The organism is Synechococcus sp. BSA11S (assembly GCF_014224355.1).
In the GTDB taxonomy this organism is placed as follows: Bacteria; Cyanobacteriota; Cyanobacteriia; order PCC-6307; family Cyanobiaceae; genus Regnicoccus_A.
Window position 1 is genome coordinate 283987 of record NZ_VNWP01000001.1, and the last position, 26896, is coordinate 310882.

The following is a 26896-nucleotide window of genomic DNA, read 5'->3' on the forward strand; positions in this document are numbered from 1 at the left end:
GTCCGAATGTTCGGCGATGGATGCGCCCACATGGGTGACGACGGCACCTTGCTGGTGGAGGCCATTCATCATGCTGCTGAGGCTTTGCAGTGGAATCCTCAGGACTCTGCTGGAGAGGCGTTGGGGAGTCTGCGGATAGGCCACGGTGACGACGAGTGCGTCGGTGAGAGATGGTCCCATAGTATGTTGTGCGAGAGGATCGCATTATGCCGAAAAGTCTCGTTGGTTCCTCCTTTCGCAATGATCGTATACAACACTCTTCGTTAGGGGACAAACCGGGGAAAGGGAACGCGTAAATGGGACAATGGAGTATCGCTAGATCTGGGTGACGATGATGGGCGATTCCGGTCGCTTCAACAACCTCCATCCCGGCCTCAGTCACGATGAGGCATTGCGCATTCTTGCCTTGCCGGTGGAGCAGCTTGAGTCAAGCAGCGATCGCTACATGGCGGCAGCCCACATGATCAATTTTCCCGGTCAGCGTTCCGAGCAGGCACTACTGAGCCTACTTGATGACAACGACGACAGCCAACCCACTCGACTGGCCAGGCGTAAGGCGGTGGAGGTGCTGGCGCGCCTTGGCTGTAAGGATGCCCTCACCAGCATTGGCAGATGTCTCCTGAGTGAGGATCACTATCTGGTAGAAAATGCAGCGTGGGCCCTGCAACAATTGGGTTGCCAGGATCCACGCATCCTGAGCCAGATGATCATGTTGTTGGCAGATGCCGGGCAGAACCGGCGCATACTGGCTCAGAGTCTGGCCGGCTTAGGGGTGATGGAGGCCCTTCCGGCGATCGAACTCCTTCAGGATGATGAAGTACCAGGAGTGCGTGGGGCTGCTCTGGCGGCAGTCGCCACCCTCTCGGGAAGCCATGAGAGAGTCAGTGAGCTGGCAGAGCACTTGTTTCTTGCCAACCAGATGGATCGACAGTCGGCGATCCAGGATGTCATCAATTCCAGGGCCGCAGAGCTGCTTCCCCAGGTTCTGCAGGCGCCAGTCTCCTCAGTCTTTCGGCTTCGAGCCCTTCGGCTGCTTTGGCCGGAAGCTGAGCCACTTCATCAGGGCCTGTCACTTCTGGAAACGCTGGATAGGCTGCTCTTGGATCAGCCGGAAGGTGTCCAGGTTGTTCATCACTATGACGAAGTACCAGAGATATCCTTTCTGATCAATGAGTTGTTTGGTACCGACTTCAGTCGTTGCTATCTTGCTCTTCAAGCCATGAGCACTCATCCTGGGGCGTCACTCTGGCCTCTCCTAGAGCAGCGTTGGCTGGAGGAAGCTCATAACGATTATGGAGCTCACTATTTCTTCCTGCGGCTGTTTGGGCGGATTGCAAGCTGGGGAGATGCGCAGGATAGAGTGGAGGACCTTTGTGAAAACGCCATTCAAAATCGCAGGCCACAATTTGTGAAGTCCCGTCCTGCCGCTATTCTCTCATTGTTGCGTTTAAATCCTGAACGTCTGTCATCACGTCTGCCAGATTTGATGGATGCGCAGGAGGAAGCCAGTTGGGAGTGTAGATATGCTGCCTTGATGGCTATACAGGAATTAGTCTTGCAGGGATCCGTCAATGGCGTTTCCGGCTTAGCGGAGATGATCCTGAGTCCTGATCCTGATCTCTACGTAGAAAGCAAAAGAAAGCAAGTCCGTGCGCTACTGGCTGATCTCTGAATAGCGGGTTCTGTTGCTTCCATGGTTTGCCCAGTAGCTGACAGTTTCATTGCAAATAGGCCGTGGGACTCTCGCAACGGCTCTGAGGATTTTGAAGCTCCGGCGTGGGCCCATAGGCCATTGGCCAACATCCTTGACAGACAGGACCTGTCCACCAAGTGCTGTCAAGCACGATTCAAATCGATCAATCAAGCTTTGATCAACCGTTTCAAAAATGAAGTCTGTGCCATTGCAGATCAAGTGATGGGAGCGAATCCAGGATTGAAGTTGCTTTTCTGGGCTGTGACTGCTCATGCCGTTTCGATTTGAGCAGCTTGATTGTCTCTCAGCCAGTCAGCGCCGAGATGATCAGCGTAACGTTCCAGCCGCTTAAAGCGGAGTGGTCCATGTTCGGAGCCCCAGCGATAGGTATGGGTGGCAGGGTCGAAGCCGAGATCTCTGCTGATCCAATGGTGATCATCAAACTCAACTTCACTCACAAGATAGGTCATTTGACCTCCTCGCGGAATAAGGCATTGGCAGCCCGGCTCGACTTCACCGCAGTAACGATCGTTAGTCGTGGCACGGAATTCCATCGCGCAGCCGGGTCGAGGCAGCAGATCCTTCCGTTCTAACCCATTCAAGAGATCGGGTTTTGAACCACCGCCAGCACAACGTAAGCCGTTGCGGAGCCCATAATTGAGCATGAGAATATGATCGGCGGATACCACCATGTGATGAATCCCTTGTCGGTATGGCCTCCAAGGATCGTAATCGTAGCTTTGCTCGGAGTAGAACCAGGGGCCCTGAAAAAGATTCCAAGCAAGGGGCCTAAAAAAAATATTGATGTGGGAAAACTTTGTAGGCTCTGCTTGGGCCTGTTCATGATTGCTAAATCGGCCTGAGAGAGTCTTTACGAAGTGGACAGCTTGTTTGGCATCCATCATTCTGTTGCTATCCGCCTTACCTCAGAAGCAAAGGATGTTTGCAGCACTCCAGACCCGGCTGATGTACGCAGAACTGAGGAGCGACAGCGGACGTGTTCGGATATAAACCAGATTCGTTCTTCGGCAATGGATTGGCCATAAGCAGTGTGGAGGACGAAGGTATCATCGTCAAGAAAGTGATAGGTTGAAGCCGCGCTCTCTGTTTCAGCATAGCCAACGCTACGGACCAGCTTTCCAGCCCTATCATTTTCAGGGATGGGAATCAGAATGCAGGAGCCCTTGGATTTAGCGGAAGGGTCGTCTGGTTCCCAATCCGATTCTGCCTCCCATGACATCTGGAATGGAGAGAAGATAGTGGCGGGGTCTATGGATTCTCGGATTAGGATGTCGCTTACATCTGGATGGTCTGCCGATAACAGTACAATATCGATATGACTGAGGACATCTTCAAACTGTCGAAAGGCAAGCGAATGGGCTGAACGCATCGACCGCCACTGGCCTTGCGATCGAGTTAAAAAACGCTCAATGGTCATGAACAAGGAGACCCGATCCATGACTTGCGGAAGGTTTTGGTCTGCCTGCCTGGACCATGCTCACCAGGCTATGAATCATCATGTCAATGGCAGAACCTTGGTGAGAGGGTTGTCGCTCTACAGGGGCTGACTGGCGATTCAACTGCTGTTCCATACGAGAAGGTTGAGCGCACCAATGGGGGGAAGGTGGCGTGATTCGGAGCTGCATGCTCACATGGCACTTGGGCAGAGAGCCACCGCCACCATCTATTTTAACCAGAGACGGGGGTTGTCATTTAATCATTTGTAACAGATACAATGGAACCTCCACGTCGCTGCAGGCTTTGCAGCGTTGAAGTGAGACTGCTAAACGGAACAATGGAGACCTGCACAGCCCTGCGGTTGAGTCCGCTAGGCGAGGCGGTAGTCCAGTTGATCCGAAAGCGTCTGTCATTCCGGTTCGTGCTGCCGCCTCTGCCGCCGCGAACGGCAACGGAAGGGGCGTCACCTGTGGCAAGACTGACCTGAAGCTTGGAAGAGGAGCTACCGTCAAAGGAAGCTTCTCCCCCCTTGAGTTTTAATGAACGCGTATAGGTGAGGTTGCTTTCCCCGGTTTGGGTATGAGTTGTGCGCCAGTAAGGCACCGTGTCGAAGCCGAAGGCTCCTATGTATTCCGGGGAGTAAACATAGCTGGCGATCTCGGCTTCATAGCCCTCGTTGGCTAAGCGTTGAACATGTTCGCTCACTTCGGCCTGATCGCGGGGAGCCCTTCCCAGCAGATGCTTGAAATTGAGCTCCACAAAGCGGTAGGGCCCATTCTTGTCGAGGAAGAGTCGGCGGTAGGTGTCTGAGCAGGCCAAGGCTGCAACCAGTCCCTGGACTGCGAGGTCCCCTTGGAGGAAGAGACTTTCAGCAGTTGATACCAGCTCCTCATCCATCAGATGGGCATTGCCGAAGACCTGGCGGTAGGCGGAGCGCAGCACCATCCGTGCATGGGCATAATCTTGAACTGAGGTTGTTGCTTGTCTGGTGATCACTGGCATGGCAAAGAGAAAACAGTTGAAGTCAGGGGAGAGAAAGGAATGGACAGGTTGCTCAGCGAGCCAGCCGGGCAGACGCCCCCTGCTTGGATCAGGCCACTTCCGTGATTGAGACAATTCGGCCTCCACGGCGATGGATATAACCCAGCTGGGTCGTCATGTCCTTGCCGGATACCAGATAGCTGGCATTCGGGGTGCGCTGGCGCCCTCCAGCTGGTTGCGCTTGTACAACGATCCGATACCTTTTTGTGGTGGGATCGACAGAGCCACTGAAGACACTCGAGCGATTGATCCGCACGGTTGTGTTGCTCCATCCGGCAGGGAGCGCTTTGGCCGCCAGTGAATTCACCAGACTTGAGGAATTCTGAATGGTGTCACTGCTTGAATATCCTGCCACCAGAGACAGGTGGCGATTAAATCCGATCTGGTCGCGGCCATTCTCCGTCTGGATACGGGGGAAGGGAACTGTATCTTCACCGAAGTACGTCTGATATTCGGTGCTATCGAGGTAGCTGCTGATGTCTGCCTCATAGCCTTTTTCAGCCAGCAGACGGATGTGTTCACTCACTTCCGCCTGGGAGTTTGGTGCGCGGCCGAGCAGGTGCTTGAAGTTGAGCTCTACGAAACGATAGGGAGCGTTGGATTCAAAAAAGCGGCGACGGTATTCCTGGGAGCAGGCAATGGAACGCACGAACTCACGGGTGCTCAGATAACCCTCGATGAACTTGCTTTCTGAGGTGAGCACGCGCTCGCTTTCCATCAGGTGAGGGTTACCCATCACCTGCCGGTAGGTGGCACGGATCAGTGCCTGGATCTGGTCGGCAGTGTCTCCCTGGCAACGCTGGAAGACCTCCTGACTGCGCTGGCCAAGACCGAAGCCCACATACAGATCACCTCTCAGGCTTGTGCTATCACCGCCATCGCTGCTGTTGCGGCGCACAGGAGCGAAGGCTCCTCGTCTGCTCATACCCGAGCCAGAAAGGCTTGTTCCGGACTGGGTAAGGTAAGCATGTGCAGGCAGACGAATGGTGATTGGCTGTCCCATGGCGAGGCTGGTCAGCAACTGGCTACGTGACCCCATTGCGTTATCGCTGCCCGCGAAGTTCTGCTCCAGCGCGGCGATGCGATTGAAGGACGACTGTGCTGCCCCTTCTGGGCTGTTCCAGGAACGGATATGCGGTGCCGTGTGTTCTCCGAAGGCCGAGGCGTACTCGTCGGAATCGATCAGGGCGTCGACATCCGCTTCGAAGCCTTCTTTGGCGACTATCGCTACGTGCGTGCCCACCTCAGCTTCGTCGATGGGAGGACGCCCCAGCAGGTGCTTGATGGCCAGTTCAACCGAACGGTGAGGCGTAACTGCTTCGTAAAAGCGTGCACGATAGAAGGGTGACTTGGCCAGGCAGCGGACAAAATCGCGTACGGAGATTGTGCCGTTGCGTAGTTGCGATTCGGCAGCGTCAAGACGCTCGCTTTCCATGGGCATGGTGTTGCCGAACACATGCCGGTAAGAGGCGCTGATCACGAGGTTGAGGCTCGTCTCATCGGCGCCGGGCTTGTAAGAAGCAGGTGCATCGAGGAGAGTGGTGGCACCAAAGCTCAGGGCTACGGACTGGGAAGACATGGTTTTGCAGTGGCGAGGGAGTCGGCAAAGAGAAAACAAAGTAGTCCGTTAATTAGGCCGGAGTGATACTGGCAATCACCCCTCCTTCACGGTGAATTTCCTTATAGGTTTGGGACAGTTTGTTAAAGGGGACGAAATAAGTCCGATTGGACTTTTTGTAGCGTGAAATCGGCCGAATTGAGTTGGCCCTGTAGGCCGTTACCTCAACCCGATAGATACGACCCTCCTGGCCGGCGCCGACGCCCAGTCGCGTTGCGGCGTCTTGGAAATTGGCAGAAGGCCTGAAGCTCCATCCTTGTGTATCCGTGGAGGAGGGAGGGACGACTGGGAGTGGGCGATTCACATAGACATTGCCACCTAGTCGTGCTGCCTTGCCGGAAAGATTGCCTTTGAAGCTACTGCTGCTGGCACCACGGAGCAGTTGGAAGCTCCAAGTGAATTCCTGCATGGTTTTGCAGCTTTCGGTCTTCCAGCCACGGTGGTAGGGGGCTGTCCACTCACCGAAGGTGTCCTGATACTCCGTTGAATCTATGAAACTGTCGATATCCGCTTCATATCCTTTGCTATCGAGAAGTTCGGCATGGACGCGCATCTCGGCAAAGTCGGCTGGGGCCCGACCCAGGAGGTGGCGGAAGGCCAGCTCGATGTAGCGGTAGCGAGGGCAGGAATCAAAAAAACGAGCACGATACAGGTCACTTTTGGCAACGCTGCGTACGAACTCGCGCAGGCTCAGCTCCCCCAGCTTGAACTGGGATTCGGGGACCAGCTGCTGCTCGCTTTCCATCACATAGGAGTTTCCGAGAACCTGCCGGTACACGGCACGGATGAGCTGCTCTTTCTTGGCGTCCGTATCGTTTGGTAGCAGTTCAAGTGGGTCCTGGCTGTCAAACCGTTCGACGCCGAGGAGCGAGGCGGGACCAAAAGCCATTGTGAACGCAGAACCTGAGTGACCCTGCTATGGTGAAACACCATTGCAGGCTCCCACTGAGTTCTTAATAAAGCTAAACTATGTAGTTAAAATTGAGAGTAGTGATGCCCTACCTCAAAGCAGTCTGATGGCGTGGAGAGGTCCATTGCCGCTCAATAATTCCATCAGGATTGCCAAGAATCCCAGCATAGCAAGCCGCCCGTTCCACACTTCCGATCTGTTGTTCCAGCCCCAGGCCCACCTGTCCTGTGGATACAGCTTCACCTTGGTGGGAAGTGTGGCTGCCTGGTCAAGGTTTATCTCCGGTCCGGCCAGGGCTTGCTGTACCAGATCGGCCAAGCCGTGGATGAAGGAGGGGGTGGTGTCGAGGGCCGGTACACGGCGGAAGTTAAGGATGCCGACCTGTGTGGCGATCTCCCGGTATTCGATGTCGATTTCCTCGAGAGTCTCGATGTGCTCGCTCACGAAGCTGATAGGCACCACCACCAGATCCTTCACGCCTGCTTCACCAAGCTCATGTAGGGCTTCATCGGTGTATGGCTTCAGCCACTCCACTGGGCCCACACGGCTCTGGTAGGCCAGGGTGTAGGGGTTGGAGTGGCCCAGGTCGCCGGCCAGTCTTTCCATGATCAGGCGGGCGCAGGTCTCGATCTCGTTCTGATAGGGGTCGCCCGCCTCTTCCACGTAGCTCTTGGGCACGCCATGGGCGCTGAAGAACACATGGGCGCTGCCGGGCTCGGGACAGGCCTGAATCTCCCGAGAGATCAGTTCGGCCATGGCCCCTAGGTAGCCGGGGTCGTCGTAGTAACCGCGGATGCAGTGAATCGGAAGCTTTGCGAAGCCTGGATCGGCCAGGCGCAGGCGCTGCAGTTCTCGAAAGCTGGATCCGCTTGTGCTGATCGAAAAGTGGGGGTAGAGAGGCAACACCACCACCTGATCTATCCCGTCCGCTTTGATATCGGCCACGGCCGACTCGGTGAATGGATGCCAATAACGCATGGCTACGTAGCTGGTGGCCTCGATGCCTCGCCCCCGCAGTTCGCTCTGCAGTTCGCGGGCCTGCTGCTCGGTGATGCGGCGCAGGGGGGACCCGCCGCCGATGGAGCGGTAAGCCTCCTTGGACTTGTTGCTGCGCAGGCTGCTGATCAGCCAAGCGAGGGGCTTCTGCAACACCGGGGTCGGCAGTCGGATGATCTCCGGATCGGAGAACAGGTTGTAGAGGAACGGGGCGACATCCTCGATCCGCTCAGGGCCTCCGAGGTTCAGGAGAACCACGCCGACCTTGACATGGTCTGTGGGAGGGTGATGGTCCATACATGCAGGCGGCAATGTTTAGGTCATCAGGCTGTCGCGGGTCGTACGGCGAGTGAGCGGGTTCCAACAGTCCAGCTCCTGGAACGGCCGTCCGATCAAGGTCTCTCGAATAGAGTCCAGCCCTGATGAGCTCGTGAAGTCGGAACCACGGATCGATTCGGCTGCGGAAAGGTCAGCATCGGTCAGATTCGCCCCGCGAAAATCGGCATAATCCAGCTGGCAACCTGAGAAACGCACCCCTTCGCAAAGAGCACCGCGCAGCACAGCATGACGCAGATCTGCTCCTGCCAGGCGCACTCCTCTGAGGCAAGCACCGCTGAGATCTGCACCGCTGAGGTATGCACCCATCAATAGGGAGCCGCTCAGGTCCATGCCGGAAAGATCGGCGCTATTGAGAAAGTGGCCGCTTAACTTGGCCTTGGGTCCTACTGCACCGGAACCTCGAAACTCGTAGTTGTCTGGCCAGATGGTCATGCCGTCATATCGAGCCAGTCGCAGATCGGCTCCATCGAGTGTGCATCTACTCAGATTCGTTCCCCTTAAATCGACACGACAAAGGCGTGCTTCTGTGAGATCAGTAGCACCGAGATCCAGCTCACGCCAATCAGCTCCTCTAGCGTCGAAAGCACGACCGATGGCCTGGTTGGAAGGGAGTTTGGATTCCGGAGGAAGCCAACCAGGCACTAAGGAGGATTGCGATGCGCTATGCACGAGGCCTACGAATACTTAGAAACAATCTGCAAAGATGGAACTCTCCCAGTTCAGGTTACTGCTGGGGAGCCCTGTGGACCCCCTAGGAAGAGTGCGCTCCACGATGGAGAAATAAAACATCACAGAACAGGGGCTCCTACCTCTCCAGCTTGGCAGGAGAACTCCCTGATCATCTCCTCCAGATGGCGAATGACCATTTCAAGGCGCCAGGTATCCTTGCTTCCGCCGAGCGATCCGTAGTGAATAGATGAGACTTCACGCAGGTAGCATAAAGCCTTCGCCATGCTGTCGATAGGAACGGCCAGTTCTCGATAAAGTTCACGCAAGCCGCTGACTCCTGGTGGGTGCGTGAACGATTGCCGATCAGCGGCCACGGCATAGATGGCAATGCGGAGAAAATGCCAGCAGTCGCGCCAGCATGCCTCGGAGCGACTTTCCGGGAAAAGTGATCCACCGGGCTTGATCAGGCCAGGATCCTCTGCCACCAATCTTCTCTTGACATCTGCTACTACTTGTGAGGCGTTCTCTTGAAGCAGGCGTAGGGGTTCGGAATCAATGGAGGAGAACTGGCAAATCTCATCGAATTCCTTTGTGGTCAAAGGCCTGCTCTCATCATCAGCATGCCGGAAAATTGCACGAACATTCGCCGGGAGGGACTTGTCATGAGCAAGACCAAGGATGCGAGCCCCTGCAATCATCTCAGGCAAGTTTTTCGCCATCACTTCTGCAGCATCGATGATTTTGCCTTCATGAGGAGATCGAGGAGAATCTGGCCATTGCCTCACGTCCCAACCCTGCAGAGACCACAGGAGTTGCGACTAGATGTCCATGTCGTTCATTATACAAGGCCCAGATGGCTCCATTTGCTATGCCAGGACAATGACGGACGATCGCATCTGCCAAGTTAGGTCGCAGCCCGAGCGCATGAAAGAGCTGCCAACACTCATCCTCACTGCTAACATGAACATGGCGGATTGCGGATCCGACAACCCAGGTCAATGTCGTATCCTCAATGGGTCCGCTTGAACTGGAGCAGGCAAGTAGAAGATTGTTGTCTGTATTGTCTGCCTGAGAGTAAGTGGCTCCCCATAGATCAATGGTCTCGGGGAGAAGGTTTAGGCGTAGATCAGTTTGCCCTTCGTCAACGAGAATGTCATGCTGACCATATGCTGACTTCAGCATGGTGAGAAATCTTTGAAAAGAATCACTCATGACAATCTCTCCCTGTGGTGTGCTCCCCCTTCCCCTTAGCGTTTTTTCCAGGAACTCGGACCATTCCCAACCTCTTGAACACTAGCCCCGTCCAGCAGTGCTGAGCATGGAGATGGCGATCCAAAGCACCAGTCCAGTGATTACGAAGCCCCCCGCAGCAACGGTGTTCAACCAGAGCTTGCGGGCCCATGGAGCAGGGGCATTGGCCAGCCAGGCAGGCCGTTGACCCATGGTGCTGTTCTGCCACAGCATCGATTGTGCGGGAGTTCGCTTGGCGATGCTGTCCCGCCAGTAGGCCTGATAGCGGGGCGCTTGCTGGTTGAAGGGCATCGTGCCCACCGCCTGTCCAGGCAGAACACGGGACCGCTGGAAGGGTACTGTATCGTAGCCAAAGTTTTGCATGTACTCCTCAGACTCCAGGAGTGTATCCACCAGGGAAGCCAGGCCACCCTGGGCGATCAGAATCGAATAGGCGATGCGTTCCCGCTCGCCGTAGACGGGCCTTCCAAGCACCCGGCCGATGGTCTGCTCGACCATCCGATAGTTGCTGTTGCAGCGGTAGAAGTCGTCGCGGAACTTCTGCGACAACAGCAGGCCACGCACGAAGTCCCTCATGGTGATCTGACCCTCGCGCAACTGGGATTCGAGCATGGGATCGCGGTCCACCTTGAAGGCGTGGAAGTAGATCTGTCGATAGGCCTGCTCGATTTGGATATCCAGGTCACGTCGATCGCAGGTCCCGTTGATGCTGCGCGCAGCCGACTGAGACTGCCGACTGCCTTCCTCGCCGGCCAGGGTGAAGCTGGCGACCCGCGCATTCATGGTGAGCGGCTTAACAGAAAGCAAAGGCAGTGCCATGGTGACTTGATAGCTTGAACGAAATCATCCCCTGGATCAATGGGCCTGTGCGGGAGGGAGGAAGGGATCCACACCAATCGTCACTTCCCCTGCTCGCGGATCGAGGTTCCTTGAACAGAGGGTAAAAGCTGTGGCTGTGAAGTGATCCCAATTGGCTAGCCCAAACATAAAGAAGGCCCCCCGAAGGAGGCCAGCATCATTGAAAACTGGCGATCTCAGGTCGCCTTGCCTGCTTCAGACAAGCGCGTTGATGGCATAGTCGATGTAGTTGTTCGCCTCGGTTCCAGGCTCTCCACTCATGCCGTGGTTGGCCTTGATGTAGCTCAGGGCCTCCACGTACCAGGAGGGAGAAAGTTCAAAGGTACGGTTGATCTCATCGATGCCAGCGATAAGGTATTCGTCCATTGGACCGGTGCCACCAGCCACAAGACAGTAGGTGACCATGCGCAGGTAGTAACCGATATCACGGGCGCACTTGTCCTTCCCGCGTTGGTCGGCAGCGTACGTGGGCCCCTGCATCTGGGTGGTGTAGGGGAACTTGCTGTAGACGGCTTGCGCGGCGCCATTCACAAGGGTGTCTGCTTTGGCTGTCAATCCTTTAGCAGCCTCAAGAGCCGACTTGGCTCGAGTGAAGCGTCCGAAGGCGGCATTGATTTCGGTGTTGCTGAGAAAGCGGCCTTGGGAGTCGGCAGCTGCGACAGCCTCGGTCAGCGGAGTCTTCGACATGGGTGAAGGGGGGAGCGGAAGGATTGTCCTGAAAGGGAATGCTGATCAGGCCACGGCGGCGGCGGCGCGATCAAAGTAGGTGCCGATTTCGGAGATCAAATTGCTGCAATCGCCCGATGTGATGCCGCCGCGATCGTTGACGATGGCAATGGAGGCATCCTTCATTTTGCGTACACCTTCGGCGACAGAAGCGCCAGGAGTGCCAAGGGCAAGATAGGTTTCCCGCAGGCCGTTGAGGCAACGATCTTCGAGAATGGATGTGTCTCCGGTGAAAATGGAATACGTGATGTAGCGGAGGATGATCTCCATGTCACGTAGGCATGCGGCCATCCTGCGGCTTGTGTAAGCGTTGCCCCCGGGTGCGATCAGCGCCGGTTGCTGAGCGAACAGATCGCGGGCTGCATTGGCAACGATCATGGAAGCGTTGGAGGTGATCCGGTTGACGGCATCCATCCGCTTGTTGCTGTCTGCGACGACCGACGCCAAGGCATCGATCTGGGCAGAGCTGAGGAATTCGCCGCGGGCATCAGCCTGAGCAACGACCTTGGTGAAGGCGTCGAACATGTAAATAAAGCTCCTGTTCTCGACGGGTGGGGGTCGGGAGTTGGGTATTCCAGAGCGAGAGCGCCCAAGGCGAACTCGCGAGCCAAGGGGTGGGTATCTGGTGCTCACCGGCAAAACCGGCTGCACCGACCGATGACCAGAAAGCCCTCGACTGGACATGAGTATTTTTAACCCTTGGGCCGTCGACTTGCTCGATGATTCACAAACGGTCATCCCCTTGACGACGGTTCTGCCCCCCGGGGGGGGGCTCAGGCTCGCAGAGGCGGTCTCGGCTTTGGCGCAGCCCCGGCAGGGGACACTTGTGTACGGGCTGAACAGTCAGATTCAGGAGGGTAGCGGCCATGAAAAAAGCCCCCACGTTGAGGGGGCTGCAGCTGGATCAGGTCTGCCTTGCGCTCAGGAGTCTGAGTTGTCGCCGGAGCCGCTCACATTCACGCCGGTGATGGTTCCACCCAGGCGATGAACGAGCCGCATGGTTTCGTTCATGCGGGTGTAGGGAACCTGCATGGTGCAATCGGAGCTGCGCACATAGGCGTTGTTGGCCAGTCCGGTGACTTGAATCGTGACTTGGCGGTTGCTGCTGAAGCTGCTGCCGCGGGTGCCTGCAGAGACCTTCATGACGGGGGAGGAACGATGGGGGTGTGGGGTTGAGGAGGAGTCAGTTGACGGGGCTGACGCTGGCGATGCGGCCGCCTTCACGCTGGATCTGGCGCTGATAGTCGAGCAGCTTGGCAAAGGGGATGAATCTCACCCGGTTGCTGCGCTTGTGCAGGCGGTAGTTGTTGAATCCCGAGATTTCGACCCGGTAGGTCCGGCCCTGCTCACCGGCGCCCACCCCCATGCGCGTCACACCGTCGGACTCGACCGAGCGGAAGGCGGAGCCCTTGGCGTTGGGGCTCACCACGGGGATCGGAGCCTCTTTGTGAACCGAGGGGTTGAGGCGTGACAGGTTCTTGGCGATGTCGCCCTTGATCGACGCCGCGGCGCCACGGGTCAGCTGCAGCAGGTAGGAGAACTGGAGACCCTGCTGGCCGACGGAGTAGTTCCAGCCGTGCATGTAGGGCACCTGCTCTTCGCCGAAGCGATCCTGATACTCGGGGCTGTCGATGTAGGAATCAATCTCGGCGTCAAATCCTGCGTTCTGCAGGATCGTGAAGTGGTGCAGCATCTCGGCCTTGTTCTGGGGTGCCCGGCCGAGCAGATGCTTGTGGTTCAGTTCGATGAATCGGTAGGGATTGCTGTTCTCGAAGAAACGCTGCCTGTAGAGATTGCTCTTGGCAACCTGGCGCACGAACTCACGCACGCTGAGGTAGCCACGGCGAAACAGCGACTCGGGACCCTCGAGCCGCTCGCTCTTCATCACATATTGGTAGCCGAGCACCTGTTGGTAGACCGAGCGGATCAGGCCAGCGGTGTCGGCTTCGGTGGCGTTCGACCAGTTGTCCTTGTCGCGGGCGTTCTCGAAGCGATCGATGCCCAGGTAGGCAGCACAGACGAGTGTCATGGGCGTGCAGGCCGGGAAGTGAAGGGAGATGTGAGGGAGTCGGGGGTCATCGAGGGAGGCTGAACACAGGCCACAGCGTCCCCGACGATGCTGTCTGCAAGCCGGATCCTATGGGGGCTCTTCCGCTCTCACCAAGGGTTTTCGGAATCGTTACAAACTCGGCCCCTGGCGCCTGGAGAAGATACCGATAGCATCCGGCCATCGCGGTCCTTGCCTGACCCATGACATCGGCACCTGATTCCGAAGCCTGGCCGCTTCGCTTCGGCGTCCAGCTCAAGGCCCTTGGTGAGCTCAGCGAAACCCTCACCCTGCGCCTCCTGGAGTTGGAGGAACGTCTGGGGCGGTTGGAGGAGCACCAGGCCCACCTGCTGGCTGGGCGTGACCAGGAGGGTGTTGATTCGGCCGCTGTCATGGATCTGCTTGAGCAGACCGATGATCGACTCAGCCGACTGGAAGCTCTGCTGGAGCAGTCTCGCCAGGGCCCAGCGGCTTCAGCCCAGCCCGGCGACCCGGTCAGGCCCCTGCGGGTCTTGGGCGATGCGGCCCCCTCCCCAGGTGAGTTCGTATCGGAGTCCGTTTTCCCCGAGGAGGGCGAGCAGCCCTTCATGGATGAACTGATCGCCTGATTCAGGCCGCCACGGCTGCCCATGAAGGCTTCGGCTGGCCCGGCTCCCTCAGCCCGCAGAGCCTGTGCTGAGCATGGCAGCTGCGGTGGTGATCAGAATCCGCAGGAGCTCGAGTCCACCGATGGCTGCAAGCCCCAGCCAGATCGCCTTGGCCTGCTTCGGCGGTTGTCCCATCGACCCAAGCGGCCGAGCGCAGACCACGCTCCAGCTGGTTGCCTCCGCTGAACGGGCCGGCTGGAGCCAGGGAGCCGCTGATGTCGCGCCAGTAGGAGGAATAGAGGGGAGCCTGCTGGTTGAAGGGCATCTCCCCAGGGCTGCGTCCGGGTAGGACGCGGGAGCGCTGGTAGGGAACCTCGTCTTCGCCGAAGGTGTCGATGTATTCAGCGGAGTCGAGCAGGGCATCGACAAAACTCGGGAATCCTTCGGCGGCGATCAGAATCGAGAAAGCAATCCGTTCGCGACTGCCATGCACCGGCCTGCCAAGTATACGGCCTACCACCTGCTCCACAACATCATAGTTGCTGTTACAGCGATAGAAATCCCTGCGAAACTTGTCTGAAAGCAGCAGGCCCCGGATGAATTGCTTGGTGCTGATCTGACCTCGACGCAGCTGCGATTCCAGCCTGGGCTCCCGATCGACTTTGAAGGCATGGAAGTAAATCTGGCGGTAGGCCCTTTCAATCAGCTCATCCATGGCCTGGGGGCTGCGCCTCACCCCTTCAGGTGTGCGGCGTGGCTCTTCTTCGTCGCCGACGGCCAGGCTGGCGACGCGTGCATTCAGGGTGACGGGTTTGAGATCAAGCAGGGGCAGGGCCATGGGGTCGTGGGTGAGGTGGCGACGAACCTAAGCATCCCTGGTGAGCACAAACCCCTAGAGACAAAAGACCTTACAGAGCCTCACTGTTTGGGTTTAATTGATTGAGGCAGCTTCATTTCCTTTTGTTGAGCGGGCCTGGAGCCGGGTCCGATCAGCTCGCCCATCGCTCCAGCCAGGCGCCTGGAATTTCAGCACTGAAGTCGTCGGTACGCTGAAACTCGAACGGCCCCGCCAGAGATCCCCAGAGCTGGTCGTGGGTGGCCGGGTCGTGGCCCCGGTCGATCGTGCGCATTGACTGCCCGTCGAGCTCGAAACTGCTCACCAGGTAGGCCGTGGCCCCCTTGCGCTCCACCAGGCAGCGGCAGCCGGGTTCCACTTCCCCGACGAAGCCTTCTCCCTGCTCGCGCACCACATAGGTGCACCCTTCCAGCAGACGCAGATCCTCGGGTTGGATCTGGGCCATCCGCTCTGGATCCTCCACAGCTCCCCAGAACCGCCGCTCGTCGTGGATGGCGTGGTTCTGAATGCGCAGGCTGCCATCCTCGGCACACGCGGCCCGGAGCACCCGGATCCTGTACGGCTGGCCGGGAGCAAAGGCGTACGACTGCTCCAGCAGCAGGGATCCTGGATCCAGCTGCTGCAGCGGCCGGAAGCGCACCAGGATGTGGGCGTAAATGGGGGGATTCTCGAAAGCCTGGTCCTGGTTGCTGAACCCGGCGCTCAGCATCCGGACCAGGCGGGGCAGGGAGCTGGTCATGGGCCAAATCCTATGGGGCGGTCCAGCCTTCAGCGCTGGAGCAGGCGCAGGCGGAATTCCGCCACCTGGCGCACCAGTTCCGGTTGGCTCAGGGCGAAGGGGTGGTCGCTCAAGGCGCTGATCACACCCTCGAGAGCCGCTTCCCGGGCGGTTGGATCCTCTGGGTCGAGGGTTCCGATCCGCGCCCAGGCCTCATCGAAGGCCATGCCGTAGCTGTCTGCATTGCTGAACTGCTGGTTCGCCGGGCGATCGGGAGGAGTTCTCATCACGTCTTCAGACGGGCCGCTCGGGGTGGTATCCCCGGGGATGGTCTTGAGCCCTGCAACAGGAGCTTCAGAAAAAGATGCCAGGACCCAGATTTGAACTGGGGACACGGCGATTTTCAGTCGCCTGCTCTACCAACTGAGCTATCCCGGCTGGCCGCTTGGCAGCACCGCTGGATCTTAGATCACTGCCTGGAGCGGGGGTCCGGGCCAGGCAGAGCAGCCCCATCACCGGGTAACCGGCCTCCTCCAGGGCGGCGGCAGCCGTCTTGGCCGTGGCTCCTGTGGTGAGGATGTCGTCCACCAGCAGCAGTCCCTGGCGTGATCGCCGGCTGGGGGAGAGTCCGGAGGGAATCACCCGGAAGGCACCTTCCTGGTTCAGAGCCCGCAGTCGGCGGTTGAGGTGGTGCTGACCAAGAGTGGCTCGGCTGCGCTCCAGGGGAGCCAGGCGAGGCAGGCTCAGTCCCTGGCAGATCAGCTGGGGCAGCGGGTTGGCCCGTTGTTTCCAGCTGGGGATCGCCACGATGCTCAACTCCCGCAGCTGTGCAGGAAGGGTCCTCGCCAGGGCCCTGGCCAGGCAGGGGATCGCCTGGTCGCTGGGGTTGCGCCGCTGACGCAGCAGCAGGTTGCGCAAGGGTCCCTGATAAAGCCCAAGGGCCCACCAGGGCAGTGGCTCGGATCCGCACAAGCCAGTGTTGGCCTCGAGATCCAGCTCAAGCCGGCAGGCCTGGCATGGCTCCTGCCGGTCGCTCGCAGGCCTGGACCCTGGCTCGTTCAGGCGGCCGCAGAGTGGGCATGTGGCCTGGGTGATCAGCTCAAGACATCCCCTCAACAGGGCCTGGACCATGGAGACCTCCCCCTGGCACAACGGCCAGCAACGTTGCTGAGAAGTGTTCCCAGCTGCCAAGGAGCCGGCTCTGATCCCCGGAATCGGCTCAGGACTCGGGCAGGGCCTTGAGCATCGCCACCAGGGTGCGGTGGGCGTCCTCGCTGTCGGTGAGCAGGTGGTCAAAGGGCACCGACAGGTTCCCGCCATCCACCTCCAGCTCCATCGCCTCGGGGTTGACGCGCAGCATCCTGGCGGCGGTGGCCTGCTGGGCCCCGCCGTAGTGGCGGGCGTAGGCCAGAACCGCTTCGCCGTGGTCCTTGTTCATGTGCCGGCAGATCCGGTCGCTGACGGCTTCGGTGAGGGGATCGCTGGCCATGGCGGCTAAGCAGAGGGAGAGGCTGATTGTGGCGGAGAAGCGGCTCAGGCCAGCGTGAACCGCTGCCAGAGCAGCAGGCCCAGCCGGATGGCACTGAAGCCGACATAGCCGGCCAGGATCACGAACAGGGCCATGGAGATGACGGTGCGCAGGCGTTCGTTCATGGTCTGGCGGGTGAGGGAGGGGCGGACCCGTCCATCTTCGGCGGTGGGCTCGTTGTCATCAGGGCGCCGAGGGCCAGCCGTGCCATGCCCAGGGCCGGCGCCAGGCCCGGTCGGTTCAGCACCGGCAGGCCGATCGCCTGCTGGCGTAACTGCCGCCACTGGGGATTGCGGGCGCCACCTCCCAGGCTGATCACCCGCTGAAGCGCTGGCGCTCCCGACGCACCCAGCCGCTTCCACCCCCGGGCTTCGATGCGGGCCAGCCCTTCCAGCAGCCCTTGCAGGAAGAGCACGTCGCTCACCGGCCTGGGCTCAAGGATCGGCAGCAGGTCCGGATCGTCGTGGGGGAAACGCTCTCCCCTGCCGGGCAACGGAAGGTAATTCAGGCCGCTTGGTCTGCTGGGGTCGATCTGACGACTGAGCCGCTCCAGTTCGGCATCGCTGAAGAAGCGGCGCAGCACCCCACCGCCGGCATTGGAGGCACCGCCTACCAGCCAACGCCCCCCCAGCCGATGACAGCTCAGGCCCGGGGTTTCGATTGGTGCCTCCACGAATTGTTTGAGCACCAGGGTGGTGCCCAGTACCGTGATGCCTTCGCCGGCAGCGGGATCGGCTGCCAGTACGGCGGCGTTGGCATCGGTGCTGCCGGCCACCACCAGGCAGGAGCTGGGCAGCCTCAGTTCAGAGGCCACGGCGGGAGCCAGTGAACCCAGCACCTGGCCGCTGGGCACGACCTGCGGCAACGCCGCTGCCCAGGGCTGCCGGGGGAGTTTTCCCGTCCAGCTTTGCCGCCTGAGATCCCAGCCCAGCCGAAGGTTGTTGCCTTCTTCGCCCCAGCGCCAGTCCCCCAGCAACCAGCCCATCAGCCAGTCGGCCTGGTGGCGCAGAAGCAGGCCTGGGCCAGGCGTGGCCCCAGTGAGGGAAGCGAGCAAATGCAGGGCCCGGGCCAGGCTGCCGCTCACACTGGCGGCGGGGCAGCCGGGAGGCACCAGCTCTGCCAACGTCTCTGCCTGCTCGGGACAGGCATGGCCGTAGGCCAGGGCAGGGCCCAGGGGGGCACCGTCGGAGCGGCAGGCCAGCAGGGTTCCGGAGGTGCCGTCGAGGCTGATGGCGCCCAACCGCTTTCTCAGGCTGGCCGGCAACTGCTGAAGGAGGCCGGCAAGGCCCTGCCGCCAGCCAAGCGGGTCTTCGAAGCTGCTGGGATAGGCCGTGGCCCGCTCATCGAGCAGCTGCCCCTGGGGATCGATGAGCACGAGGCGGATGCCGCTGCTGCCCAGATCGACCCCTGCCGCCAGCGCGCTGGCCACGGGGGTCAGGCGGCGGGCTGGCCCACGGGAACACGATCGGCCGTGGCCTGTTGCAGGCGGGCTGCGGCTTCGCTCACGTCCTCCCAGGGAAGGTTCAGGTCAGGGCGACCGAAATGGCCGTAGGAGGCCACGTCCTGGTAGAAGCGACCGCCCCGCTGTCGCGGCAGATCGCGCAGACCGAAGCTTTCGATGATCGCCCCGGGCCGCAGGTCGAAGTGTTCCTGGACCAGGGCGGTGAGGTCGTCATCGCTGATTCTGCCGGTGCCGAAACTCTGCACCAGAATGCTCACGGGCCTGGCCACACCGATCGCGTAGCTGAGCTGAACCTCCACCCGGCGGGCGAGGTTGGCGGCCACCAGGCTCTTGGCCACGTGGCGGGCTGCGTAGGCCGCGGAACGGTCGACCTTGGTCGGGTCCTTTCCGGAAAAGGCTCCACCACCATGGCGTGCCGAACCGCCGTAGGTGTCGACGATGATCTTGCGCCCTGTCAGGCCCGCATCACCCTGGGGCCCGCCCACCACGAACTTTCCGGTGGGATTGACGAGAAAACGCACGCTCCCGCGCTCGGGTTGAAGCGGCAGGTCAGCGGTGGCCGGCAGCACCACATGGGCCCAGAGGTCGTCGGCGATGCGCCGGCGGAGTCCATCCTCATCACTGATGCCGTCGATCTCGGCCAGGTGCTGGGTGGAGATCAGCAGGGTGTCGATGGCCACCGGGCGCTCGTTCTCATAGACCACGCTGACCTGGGTCTTGCCGTCGGGCAGCAGGTAGGGAAGCGTGTTGTCGTGCCGCACACGGGCCAGCCTGCGGGCCAGGCGATGGGCCAGGCTGATCGGCAGGGGCATCAGCTCAGGTGTTTCGTCGCAGGCGAAGCCGAACATGATGCCCTGATCTCCAGCACCCACCAGGTCGAGGGGATCGCCGTTGTGGTCCTCAGCCTCATTCACGCCCTGGGCGATATCAGGCGACTGCTGGTCGAGGGCGGTGAGCACCGCACAGCTGTTGGAATCAAATCCACCGGCTTTGGCCCCGCTGTAGCCGATCGTTTCGATCACGCTCCGCACCAGGGTGGTGATGTCCACGCGGGCCGTGGTGCTGACCTCACCGGTGACGAGGCACAGGCCAGTGTTGACGACGGTTTCGCAGGCCACGCGGCTGGCGGGGTCGGCGCTCAGCAGGGCATCGAGAACGGCATCGCTGATCTGATCACAGATCTTGTCGGGATGGCCCTCGGTGACAGATTCAGACGTGAAGACGTAGCGGCTCATCCCGGTTTGCACCGACCTCAGGATGGCTGAGCTTATCGTCCGGTTCCTGTGCAGGTGTCACTGCGGGGCCCCAGCCACCTGCAGCTCGTGCCAGTGATCAATCTGGGGCAGATGATCCGGCAGCGGCGGCCGGCTGCTCCAGCCGGCGCTGTACCCCAGCGTCAGGGCCACTCCCGCCTGCTCAGCCATGTGCAGATCACTGCTGGCATCACCGATCAGGCCACAGGCGGAGGGGCTCACCCCCAACCTGGAGCAGAGCCCGTGAACGGCCTCCGGATCCGGCTTTCCGGGACGCATGTCGGCACTCCAGTGGTCCTGGAACAGGCCAGCAAGTCCGTGGCCGCTCAGGAACCGCTGGATGCCTTCGCTGTCGTCGTTGCTGATCACAGCCAGCTGCACGCCCGATCGGTGCAGGGACACCAGCAAGGGGCGCAGTCCCTGGGTGAGCGGTGCCAGGAGCCCCTCGCCTGGGCTGTTCTCCGGATGCAGCAGGGGCTTGTGATCGACGGCAGCAAAAACGGATTCACTGCGGGCGAGGGCCTCAGGCCAACCCAGGCCCACCTGACAGAAGACTGTGGCGGTGGAGATCAGATTGTGGCTGCGGCAGGCCACTGCCGTGGTCCCTCCTGGGTGGAGCTGATCACCCTCGAGGCCGTAGGCACGCTCCAGCAGGCTCTGAAACTGGAGGTGGTCTGAGGGTGGAACATGCTCCAGACAGGCCTGGATCCGGGCACGGCTGAGGGCCAGCAGGCCCGGCTCGCTGAGGCTGAGGGTGCCGTCCTTGTCGAAGAGAATCGCCTCCACTGACCCGATGGGCTGACCGCGCAGCAGCAGTTGAACCATCGGATCGGTGCAGGCGCCCCAGGGTATGCCGCTCAGTCGAGGGTGACGCCCATCGGTTCGTTCTCCTCGGCCTGCTCCAGCAGCATCTGCTTGTAGCGGGCGGCCATCTCCTCGGCCTTCTCGAAGACCTTCTGGGGATCGGTGAGCATGTCGCCGGGTTCCGGTTCGAGAGCCTTGGTGGAGAGGGAGATGCGGCCCCGCTCGGCGTCGAGGTCGATGATCATCACCTTCATCTGATCGTTGACGTTGAGCACCGTGTGGGGGGTCTCGATGTGCTCGTGGCTGATCTCGGAGATGTGCAGCAGGCCGCTGACGCCGCCGATGTCGATGAAGGCGCCATAGGGCTTGATGCCCCGCACCGTGCCGATCACGACCTCGCCCACCTCCAGGCGATTCATCTTGCGCTCCACCAGGGCGCGGCGATGGCTCAGCACCAGGCGGTTGCGCTCCTCGTCCACTTCCAGGAACTTGAGGGGGAGGAAATCGGCGACCAGATCTTCCTTGGGCTTGCGGGTGCTGATGTGGCTGCCTGGAATGAAGCCGCGCAGACCCTCCACCCGCACCAGGGCACCACCTCGGTTGGTGGCGAACACTTCGCTGTAGATGGTGGCGTCTTCCTTCTGCAGCTGGCGCACCCGCTCCCAGGCCCGCTGGTACTCGATCCGCCGGATCGAAAGGGTGAGCTGCCCGTCTTCGTTTTCCTCGCTGAGGATGAAGAACTCACGGATCTCACCCGGCTCCAGCACGTCGGAGAGGTTCTCGACCCGGTTGATCGACACCTCCTGCAGGGGCATGAAGGCAGCCGTCTTGGCGCCGATGTCGATCATGGCGCCCTTGGGCTCCATGGCGAACACGGTGCCGTTCACCACGTCACCGGGCTTGAAGTTGTAGTCGTACTTGCTGAGAAGGGAGGCGAACTCCTCGAGGGTGAAGCCCGCACCGTCGGTGTCGCGGTTCGCGGCACGGCTGCTCGGGTCGTCAGCTGTGGGGACCTCTTCCGGAATGTCGAGGTTCAGCTCATCCGGGGCCTCGCTCGTCGGATCCAGATCAGCCGAGGCCTTGCTCGTCGGATCCAGTTCGGCCTCGGTGCTGCTGATCTCGGAAGGGGTCACGGTCATGAAAGGGTTGGCGGTCTGCCCGGGGCAGAGCGAAGGGATGGACGTGCCTGCCCGCCGACAGCCGCACGCAATCCATGATCATACAAATCTGGGTGCCACCGCCAAATCCCTGGATGGCCAGGGGGCGGCTTCAGCTCACGGCTGCCAGGGCACCGTCCGGGCGTTTGTGGGCCGGCCGACGGGTGAGTGATTCCAGGGTGGCCACGAAATCGCTGATTCCCTGAAACTGCCTGTACACCGAAGCGAAACGCACGTAGGCCACCTCGCTGATCTCGCTGAGCTGCTGCAGGACCAGTTCACCGATCTCCGCGCTACTCACCTCCCGGCCATGCCGCTGTTGCTGCAGCTGCAGCTCGATCTCGTCGACCACGGATTCCAGCCGTGCCGGTTCGAGTCCGGTTTTCTCACAGGCTCGCACCAGGCCGTGCAGGAGTTTGCTGCGGTTGAAGATTTCGCGGGAGCCGGTGCGTTTGACCACCGTGATCGGAACTGTTTCCACCCGTTCATAGGTGGTGAAACGAAAGTCGCAATGGAGGCACTCACGGCGCCGACGCACGCTGCGACCGCCGTCCGCGGAGCGGGATTCCAGCACCCGACTGTCGGTGTGTTGGCAGGAGGGACATTGCATCCCTTGATGACCCACGCGGATTGGATAGAGCAAGTGTAGACAGTCGTGCCCCAATTGAGAAGTCAGACGTGATGAGTTCCGTGCTGAGGCCACCACAGCGCGATCCCTTGCTCGTCCCACTGCAACGGCGGGAGGCGGGTAGGGCCTGACAGTTGTTGGTCAAGAGCCTGGGCATGAAAAAGCCCCCGCAGGGGGCGGGGGCTTGGTGTGTCTTCAGCCCCGGGGGGCTCTGACTCTCACTTGCCGATCTTCGGGGGATCGCGGAAGGCGATCGCAAAGAAGAGGGTGGCGATCGCCAGGGTGAGGATGAGGATGTAAGCGAAGCTCTCCATGGAGAATCTCCTGAGTGGGGGCGATCAGCTGAGCTTGGTGCCAGCGGGTGGGATGTAACCCTCGGGTAGACGCCGGGTGGTGCGGTCTCCAAGTTTCTGGAAGAGACCGAATTCAACCTGCTCACCGAGGTCGGGATCGATGCCGGCGAACACATCCCGGTAGAGGGTGCGGGCGCCGTGCCAGATATGACCGAAGAAGAAAAGCAGGGCGAAGGTGGCGTGGCCGAAGGTGAACCAACCGCGGGGTGAGCTGCGGAAGGTGCCGTCGGAGTGGTAGGTCTCGCGATCGAATTCGAACGCCTCACCCAACTGGGCCTTGCGAGCCAGCTTCTTGACAGCAGAAGGCTCAGTGAAGGTCTGGCCGTTGAGAGCGCCGCCGTAGATGGTGGCCGTCACTCCGGTCTGCTCGAAGGAGTAGCGGGCTTCGGCGCGTCGGAAGGGGATGTCAGCTCTGACGATTCCCTGGTCGTCTTCGAGAACGACAGGGAAGTTCTCGAAGAAGTTGGGGAGGCGGCGCACCTGGAGGTTGCGCCCCTCACTGTCGGTGAAGCTGATGTGACCCAGCCAGCTGGTGGGCAGGCCATCGCCGTTCACCATCGGACCGACCCGGAACAGACCTCCCTTGGCCGGGCTGTTGCCGACGTAGTCAAAGAAGGCCAGCTTCTCAGGAATGGCGCCATAGGCCTGCTCGGCCGTGGAGCCGTTCTCGAGGGCTGTCTGAACGCGGCGGTTGATTTCAGTGCGGAAGTACCCCTGATCCCACTGGTAGCGGGTGGGGCCGAACAGTTCGATCGGGGTGGCCGCCGAGCCGTACCACATGGTGCCGGCCACGATGAAGGCCGCAAAGAAAACGGCGGCGATGGCGCTGGCCAGCACTGTTTCGATGTTGCCCATCCTCAGGGCCTTGTAGAGGCGCTCGGGAGGACGGGTGGTGATGTGGAAGATGCCGGCGATGATGCCCACGATGCCGGCGGCGATGTGGTGAGCCACGATGCCTCCAGGGTTGAAGGGGTTGAATCCTTCAGGCCCCCAGGAGGGCTGCACTTTCTCGATGTGTCCGGTGAGGCCGTAGGGGTCGGAGACCCACATCCCCGGACCGAAGACACCTGTGAGGTGAAACGCTCCGAACCCGAAGCAGCCAAGACCGGCGAGCAACAGGTGAATGCCGAAGATCTTGGGCAGATCAAGGGCAGGTTCTCCAGTGCGTGGATCCTGCCAGATCTCGAGATCCCAGTAGGTCCAGTGCCAGATGGCGGCCAGGAAGAGCAGTCCACTGAAAATGATGTGTGCGGCGGCTACGCCTTCGAAGCTCCAGAAGCCGGGGTCGACGCCCGTTTCTCCGGTGATGCTCCAGCCGCCCCAGCTGCCGGTCACACCCAGGCGGGCCATGAACGGCATGACGAACATGCCCTGGCGCCACATGGGGTTGAGCACCGGGTCGGATGGATCAAAAATGGCGAGCTCATAGAGCGCCATGGAGCCGGCCCAGCCGGCGACCAAAGCGGTGTGCATGAGGTGCACGGCCAGCAAGCGGCCCGGGTCGTTGATCACGACCGTGTGCACCCGATACCAGGGCAATCCCATGGGGGTCAGGTCCGGGGTAACTAACAGCTGTTTGCCACAGCTGGACGCCATGGCAAACAGCGGACGATCAAAAGGATCGTTCCGTGTTGGGGATCGTAAGGGGTTCCCCTGGCCTGCGGGACCGTTGCGCAGGAGCTGAAACGAGCCGTGACGCGGTATCCGGCCGTTTGGAGCGGCAGCTATTTACAAAACTCAACGTCCACGCCCCAGAATGGAGGCTTCCGCGCCTGTTCCCATGCCCGTGATCCGCTTCGTCCGTGAGGGCCGTGATGTGGAGTGCTACCCCGGCGAAAACCTGCGGGAGGTGGCCCTTCGAGAGGGCTTGGAGCTCTATGGGCTCAAGGGGCAGCTCGGCAATTGCGGTGGATGCGGCCAGTGCATCACGTGCTTTGTCGACGTGGTGGCTGAGGCCTCTCCAGGCGCGTTGAGCCCCCGCACTCCCGTGGAGGAACGCAAGCTTCGCCGGCGCCCCGAGGGGTGGCGCCTGGCCTGTCAGGCCCTGGTGCAGCGTTCCCTGGTGGTCCTCACCAGGCCCCAGGCGGGTCTCTCTGATCGTGAGGCGGTGCTGGCTGCGGCACGTGAGCAACCCCTGGCTGCCGGCCCCACTGCCTGGCCCGTGTCTGCGGAGCCCGCCATGGCCGAACCCGAACCCGAAGCCGAGCAGCCAACCGCTACGGCCGATGAAGCGGCGGCGGAAGGCCCGGCTGGTGGGTGATACGGTCGCTTCAAGTCATTTTCAACCCGCTCGAGAGCTCCCATGGAAACCAATGATCTGGGTTTTGTGGCCAGCCTCATGTTCGTGCTGGTTCCTGCGGTGTTCCTGATCGTTCTCTATATCCAAACGAATAGCCGGCAACAAGGTTGAATCAGGCCTGAACAGCCACTTGGCGCCCCTCCTCGGTTGCAGTAGCCCCTCGAGGGATGCATCAGCCGAGGATTTTTTGTCATTCAAGGGGGTCACGAAATCTGCGGCAGGATGCGGCCTGCTTGGGGCCAAACTCAACGGCCTGCTTCGGGTTCGCGCACCAGCAGCACCGGAGCAGGAGCATGGACACGGATGTAGTCGCTCACGGAGCTGCCCAGCAGCCGGTCGATGTCCACCAGGCTCTTGGCCACCAGCGGCCTTCGATCCTGGGAGGCGATCACCAGCAGGTCGGCCTTGAGCTCTTCGGCGGTGGCGCAGACTCCGCGGCCCACATCACCGGTGCCATGCACCCCCTTGAGGTCCACGCCCAGGGATCGGGCCCGCTGCACCGCCTTCTCGATCACCATGTCGGCAGGGCTTTTGCCGCCGCGGCTGGGTTGGATGTCCTGGCGGGAGATGTGCACGCCCGTGAGGGTGCCACCGGGGATTTCACGCACCAGTTCGCAGGCGATCCTCAGGGCGTCGTCGCCCACGCCGGTGCCATCAAGGGCCACCATCACCCGGTTCACGTGGCGCACGTAGAGGTCGTCGCGCACCAGCAGCATCGGTCGCGTCGAAAGCTGGAAGACGTACTGGCTGGAGCTGTTGGCCAGGATCGACTGCAGGCGCCCAAGCCCCCGGGATCCCATCAGGATCAGATCGGCATCGAGCTCGTCGGCCACCTTGAGCACAGTCTGCTTGGTGTCGCCCTGACGGATGATGGCGTTGACGTCGGCCGGATCGAGGCCAAGGCGCTGGATGGCATCAGCCACGATGCCAGCGGCTTTCTGCCAGTGCTCCTGAAAATCGTCACCGGCTTGCTCGGGAACCACGTGCAGCAGGTTGAGTCGGGCCTGACGGAATGCCGGCAGGTCGCGCAGCATGCGCACCATTTCTTCGACGTGGCCTTTGCCGGAATCGGCGATCAGCAGATTGCGGAACACGAGGCTGTCGCGAGTGTGGGGCAGCCTATGGCCTGGATCTGACTGCTCGAAGGGTGATGGCAGAGGCTGTAATGGAGTGGCAAGGGGGGAAGAGCAGCTGGGTGCTGCGGCGCAGGGTGCTTCCCCAGCACACCGACCACGGGGGCGTGATGTGGCATGGCGCCTATCTCGCCTGGCTGGAGGAGGCCCGGGTTGAGGCCCTCGCGGCGTCGGGGCTGCCCTACGCCAGTCTCTCCGCCCAGGGCCTGGAGCTTCCGGTGGTGACCCTTCAGATCGACTACCGCCGGGCCGTGGGTCATGGCGAAGTGGTCGAGCTGCGCAGTGTGGCGATGCCTCGCCGCGGGCTGCGGCTGCCCTGGATCAGCCGTTTTCTGCTCGGAGGTGGTGGGCTGGCAGCGGAGGCCCATGTGGAGCTGGTCCTCGTGCGGCGCCTGGGGGCGGGTGAGGGGCTTCGCCCGGTGCGGCGCTACCCGCCTGAGTTTGAGCGGGCCCTGCAGCGGCTGCTGGCCGGGCCCAGGGAGCCGTGCTAGTACGTGTGTACTGAGCGGGCT

At 60.9% G+C, this 26896-nt stretch carries 31 protein-coding genes, 1 tRNA gene and 1 pseudogene; 6 read left to right on the forward strand and 27 right to left on the reverse strand.

Translation table 11 applies throughout. The features are described 5' to 3' along the window. The first annotated feature begins 334 nt into the window (after positions 1–334). The gene (locus FPZ61_RS01555) at positions 335–1672 is read left to right on the forward strand and encodes a HEAT repeat domain-containing protein (RefSeq protein WP_185464130.1); all 1338 of its coding nucleotides are present in this window, start codon (positions 335–337) and stop codon (positions 1670–1672) included. A 290-nt stretch (positions 1673–1962) separates the two neighbouring features. On the opposite strand, the gene FPZ61_RS01560 is transcribed toward FPZ61_RS01555, so the two are convergent. From FPZ61_RS01560 to FPZ61_RS01620, 14 genes and pseudogenes are all read right to left on the reverse strand, one after another. Beyond that, on the reverse strand, positions 1963–2595 hold the full coding sequence (locus FPZ61_RS01560; RefSeq protein ID WP_185464129.1) for a chromophore lyase CpcT/CpeT: 633 nt from the start codon (positions 2593–2595) through the stop codon (positions 1963–1965). After that, positions 2595–3131 carry a phycobiliprotein lyase gene (locus FPZ61_RS01565; RefSeq protein WP_185464128.1) on the reverse strand — a complete coding sequence of 179 codons (537 nt, stop codon included), beginning with the start codon at positions 3129–3131 and terminating at the stop codon, positions 2595–2597. The genes FPZ61_RS01560 and FPZ61_RS01565 overlap by 1 nt, the downstream gene beginning before the upstream one ends. Positions 3132–3406: 275 nt before the next feature. Continuing rightward, positions 3407–4279 (reverse strand): phycobilisome rod-core linker polypeptide, encoded by an 873-nt coding sequence (locus tag FPZ61_RS01570; RefSeq protein ID WP_370593305.1) that lies wholly within the window; start codon positions 4277–4279, stop codon positions 3407–3409. Next, positions 4242–5771 (reverse strand): phycobilisome rod-core linker polypeptide, encoded by a 1530-nt coding sequence (locus FPZ61_RS01575; protein ID WP_185464127.1) that lies wholly within the window; start codon positions 5769–5771, stop codon positions 4242–4244. Before FPZ61_RS01575 ends, FPZ61_RS01570 begins: the two co-directional genes overlap by 38 nt. Before the next feature lie 52 nt (positions 5772–5823). Next, positions 5824–6699, reverse strand: a complete 876-nt coding sequence (locus tag FPZ61_RS01580) for a phycobilisome linker polypeptide (RefSeq protein ID WP_185464126.1) — start codon at positions 6697–6699, stop codon at positions 5824–5826. A gap of 114 nt (positions 6700–6813) precedes the next feature. After that, on the reverse strand, positions 6814–8013 hold the full coding sequence (gene hemH, locus FPZ61_RS01585; RefSeq protein WP_185464125.1) for a ferrochelatase: 1200 nt from the start codon (positions 8011–8013) through the stop codon (positions 6814–6816). An 18-nt stretch (positions 8014–8031) separates the two neighbouring features. Continuing rightward, positions 8032–8487 carry a pentapeptide repeat-containing protein gene (locus tag FPZ61_RS01590; RefSeq protein ID WP_322782643.1) on the reverse strand — a complete coding sequence of 152 codons (456 nt, stop codon included), beginning with the start codon at positions 8485–8487 and terminating at the stop codon, positions 8032–8034. Between the two features lie 30 nt (positions 8488–8517). Beyond that, positions 8518–8724: pseudogene (locus FPZ61_RS15845) on the reverse strand (pentapeptide repeat-containing protein); the annotation flags it as partial. A 119-nt stretch (positions 8725–8843) separates the two neighbouring features. Next, positions 8844–9509 carry a phycobilisome polypeptide gene (locus FPZ61_RS01595; RefSeq protein ID WP_185474726.1) on the reverse strand — a complete coding sequence of 222 codons (666 nt, stop codon included), beginning with the start codon at positions 9507–9509 and terminating at the stop codon, positions 8844–8846. 508 nt (positions 9510–10017) lie between these two features. Further along, positions 10018–10758, reverse strand: coding sequence for a phycobilisome rod-core linker polypeptide (locus tag FPZ61_RS01600; protein WP_370593304.1), 741 nt, complete (start codon positions 10756–10758; stop codon positions 10018–10020). A gap of 270 nt (positions 10759–11028) precedes the next feature. Further along, complete coding sequence (gene cpcA / locus FPZ61_RS01605) at positions 11029–11520, reverse strand: phycocyanin subunit alpha (protein ID WP_185464122.1); 492 nt, start codon at positions 11518–11520, stop codon at positions 11029–11031. A gap of 45 nt (positions 11521–11565) precedes the next feature. Continuing rightward, positions 11566–12084 (reverse strand): phycocyanin subunit beta, encoded by a 519-nt coding sequence (locus FPZ61_RS01610; protein ID WP_185464121.1) that lies wholly within the window; start codon positions 12082–12084, stop codon positions 11566–11568. A gap of 396 nt (positions 12085–12480) precedes the next feature. Beyond that, positions 12481–12702, reverse strand: coding sequence for a phycobilisome linker polypeptide (locus FPZ61_RS01615; protein ID WP_185464120.1), 222 nt, complete (start codon positions 12700–12702; stop codon positions 12481–12483). Positions 12703–12742: 40 nt separating this feature from the next. Then, a complete protein-coding gene (locus tag FPZ61_RS01620) occupies positions 12743–13588 on the reverse strand; it encodes a phycobilisome rod-core linker polypeptide (RefSeq protein WP_185464119.1) in 846 nt (281 codons plus the stop codon). Positions 13589–13809: 221 nt separating this feature from the next. On the opposite strand from FPZ61_RS01620, the gene FPZ61_RS01625 reads away from it, so the two are divergent. Further along, a complete protein-coding gene (locus FPZ61_RS01625; protein WP_185464118.1) occupies positions 13810–14214 on the forward strand; it encodes a hypothetical protein in 405 nt (134 codons plus the stop codon). Position 14215: 1 nt separating this feature from the next. Here the strand turns inward: FPZ61_RS01625 and FPZ61_RS01630 are convergent, their stop codons facing one another. The 4 genes from FPZ61_RS01630 to FPZ61_RS01645 all read right to left on the reverse strand — a co-directional run bounded on the left by FPZ61_RS01630 (position 14216) and on the right by FPZ61_RS01645 (position 16205). Then, a complete protein-coding gene (locus FPZ61_RS01630; RefSeq protein ID WP_370593303.1) occupies positions 14216–15031 on the reverse strand; it encodes a phycobilisome rod-core linker polypeptide in 816 nt (271 codons plus the stop codon). 151 nt (positions 15032–15182) lie between these two features. Beyond that, positions 15183–15788 (reverse strand): chromophore lyase CpcT/CpeT, encoded by a 606-nt coding sequence (locus tag FPZ61_RS01635; protein ID WP_185464117.1) that lies wholly within the window; start codon positions 15786–15788, stop codon positions 15183–15185. Between the two features lie 29 nt (positions 15789–15817). After that, positions 15818–16054, reverse strand: a complete 237-nt coding sequence (locus FPZ61_RS01640; protein WP_185464116.1) for a hypothetical protein — start codon at positions 16052–16054, stop codon at positions 15818–15820. A gap of 78 nt (positions 16055–16132) precedes the next feature. Further along, positions 16133–16205 (reverse strand) — tRNA-Phe (locus FPZ61_RS01645). A gap of 337 nt (positions 16206–16542) precedes the next feature. Here FPZ61_RS01645 and FPZ61_RS15425 point away from each other — a divergent pair. Then, a complete protein-coding gene (locus tag FPZ61_RS15425) occupies positions 16543–16665 on the forward strand; it encodes a hypothetical protein (protein WP_255441248.1) in 123 nt (40 codons plus the stop codon). 321 nt (positions 16666–16986) lie between these two features. Here FPZ61_RS15425 and FPZ61_RS01650 read toward each other — a convergent pair whose 3' ends face one another. From FPZ61_RS01650 to psbB, 8 genes are all read right to left on the reverse strand, one after another. Next, a complete protein-coding gene (locus FPZ61_RS01650) occupies positions 16987–17256 on the reverse strand; it encodes a DUF2470 domain-containing protein (protein WP_185464115.1) in 270 nt (89 codons plus the stop codon). Between the two features lie 160 nt (positions 17257–17416). Further along, positions 17417–18724, reverse strand: coding sequence for an FGGY-family carbohydrate kinase (locus tag FPZ61_RS01655; RefSeq protein WP_370593302.1), 1308 nt, complete (start codon positions 18722–18724; stop codon positions 17417–17419). 5 nt (positions 18725–18729) lie between these two features. Beyond that, a complete protein-coding gene (gene metK / locus FPZ61_RS01660; RefSeq protein ID WP_185464114.1) occupies positions 18730–19992 on the reverse strand; it encodes a methionine adenosyltransferase in 1263 nt (420 codons plus the stop codon). A 57-nt stretch (positions 19993–20049) separates the two neighbouring features. Beyond that, complete coding sequence (locus FPZ61_RS01665) at positions 20050–20835, reverse strand: HAD family hydrolase (RefSeq protein WP_185464113.1); 786 nt, start codon at positions 20833–20835, stop codon at positions 20050–20052. 32 nt (positions 20836–20867) lie between these two features. Then, the gene (locus tag FPZ61_RS01670; RefSeq protein WP_185464112.1) at positions 20868–21953 is read right to left on the reverse strand and encodes a 30S ribosomal protein S1; all 1086 of its coding nucleotides are present in this window, start codon (positions 21951–21953) and stop codon (positions 20868–20870) included. Between the two features lie 130 nt (positions 21954–22083). Further along, positions 22084–22581, reverse strand: coding sequence for a transcriptional regulator NrdR (gene nrdR / locus FPZ61_RS01675; protein WP_185464111.1), 498 nt, complete (start codon positions 22579–22581; stop codon positions 22084–22086). A 236-nt stretch (positions 22582–22817) separates the two neighbouring features. After that, positions 22818–22913, reverse strand: a complete 96-nt coding sequence (locus FPZ61_RS01680; protein ID WP_006042122.1) for a photosystem II reaction center protein T — start codon at positions 22911–22913, stop codon at positions 22818–22820. A gap of 24 nt (positions 22914–22937) precedes the next feature. After that, entirely contained in the window at positions 22938–24497 is a 1560-nt protein-coding gene (gene psbB, locus FPZ61_RS01685; RefSeq protein WP_185464110.1) for a photosystem II chlorophyll-binding protein CP47, read from the reverse strand. Between the two features lie 235 nt (positions 24498–24732). On the opposite strand from psbB, the gene FPZ61_RS01690 reads away from it, so the two are divergent. After that, complete coding sequence (locus FPZ61_RS01690) at positions 24733–25212, forward strand: 2Fe-2S iron-sulfur cluster-binding protein (RefSeq protein ID WP_185464109.1); 480 nt, start codon at positions 24733–24735, stop codon at positions 25210–25212. A gap of 42 nt (positions 25213–25254) precedes the next feature. After that, positions 25255–25362, forward strand: coding sequence for a photosystem II reaction center protein PsbM (gene psbM / locus FPZ61_RS01695; RefSeq protein WP_185464108.1), 108 nt, complete (start codon positions 25255–25257; stop codon positions 25360–25362). Positions 25363–25496: 134 nt separating this feature from the next. On the opposite strand, the gene FPZ61_RS01700 is transcribed toward psbM, so the two are convergent. After that, on the reverse strand, positions 25497–26345 hold the full coding sequence (locus tag FPZ61_RS01700; protein WP_185464107.1) for a universal stress protein: 849 nt from the start codon (positions 26343–26345) through the stop codon (positions 25497–25499). A 56-nt stretch (positions 26346–26401) separates the two neighbouring features. Between FPZ61_RS01700 and FPZ61_RS01705 the strand changes: the two genes are divergently transcribed. Next, positions 26402–26875, forward strand: coding sequence for an acyl-CoA thioesterase (locus FPZ61_RS01705; RefSeq protein ID WP_255441249.1), 474 nt, complete (start codon positions 26402–26404; stop codon positions 26873–26875). Positions 26876–26896: the final 21 nt, after the last annotated feature.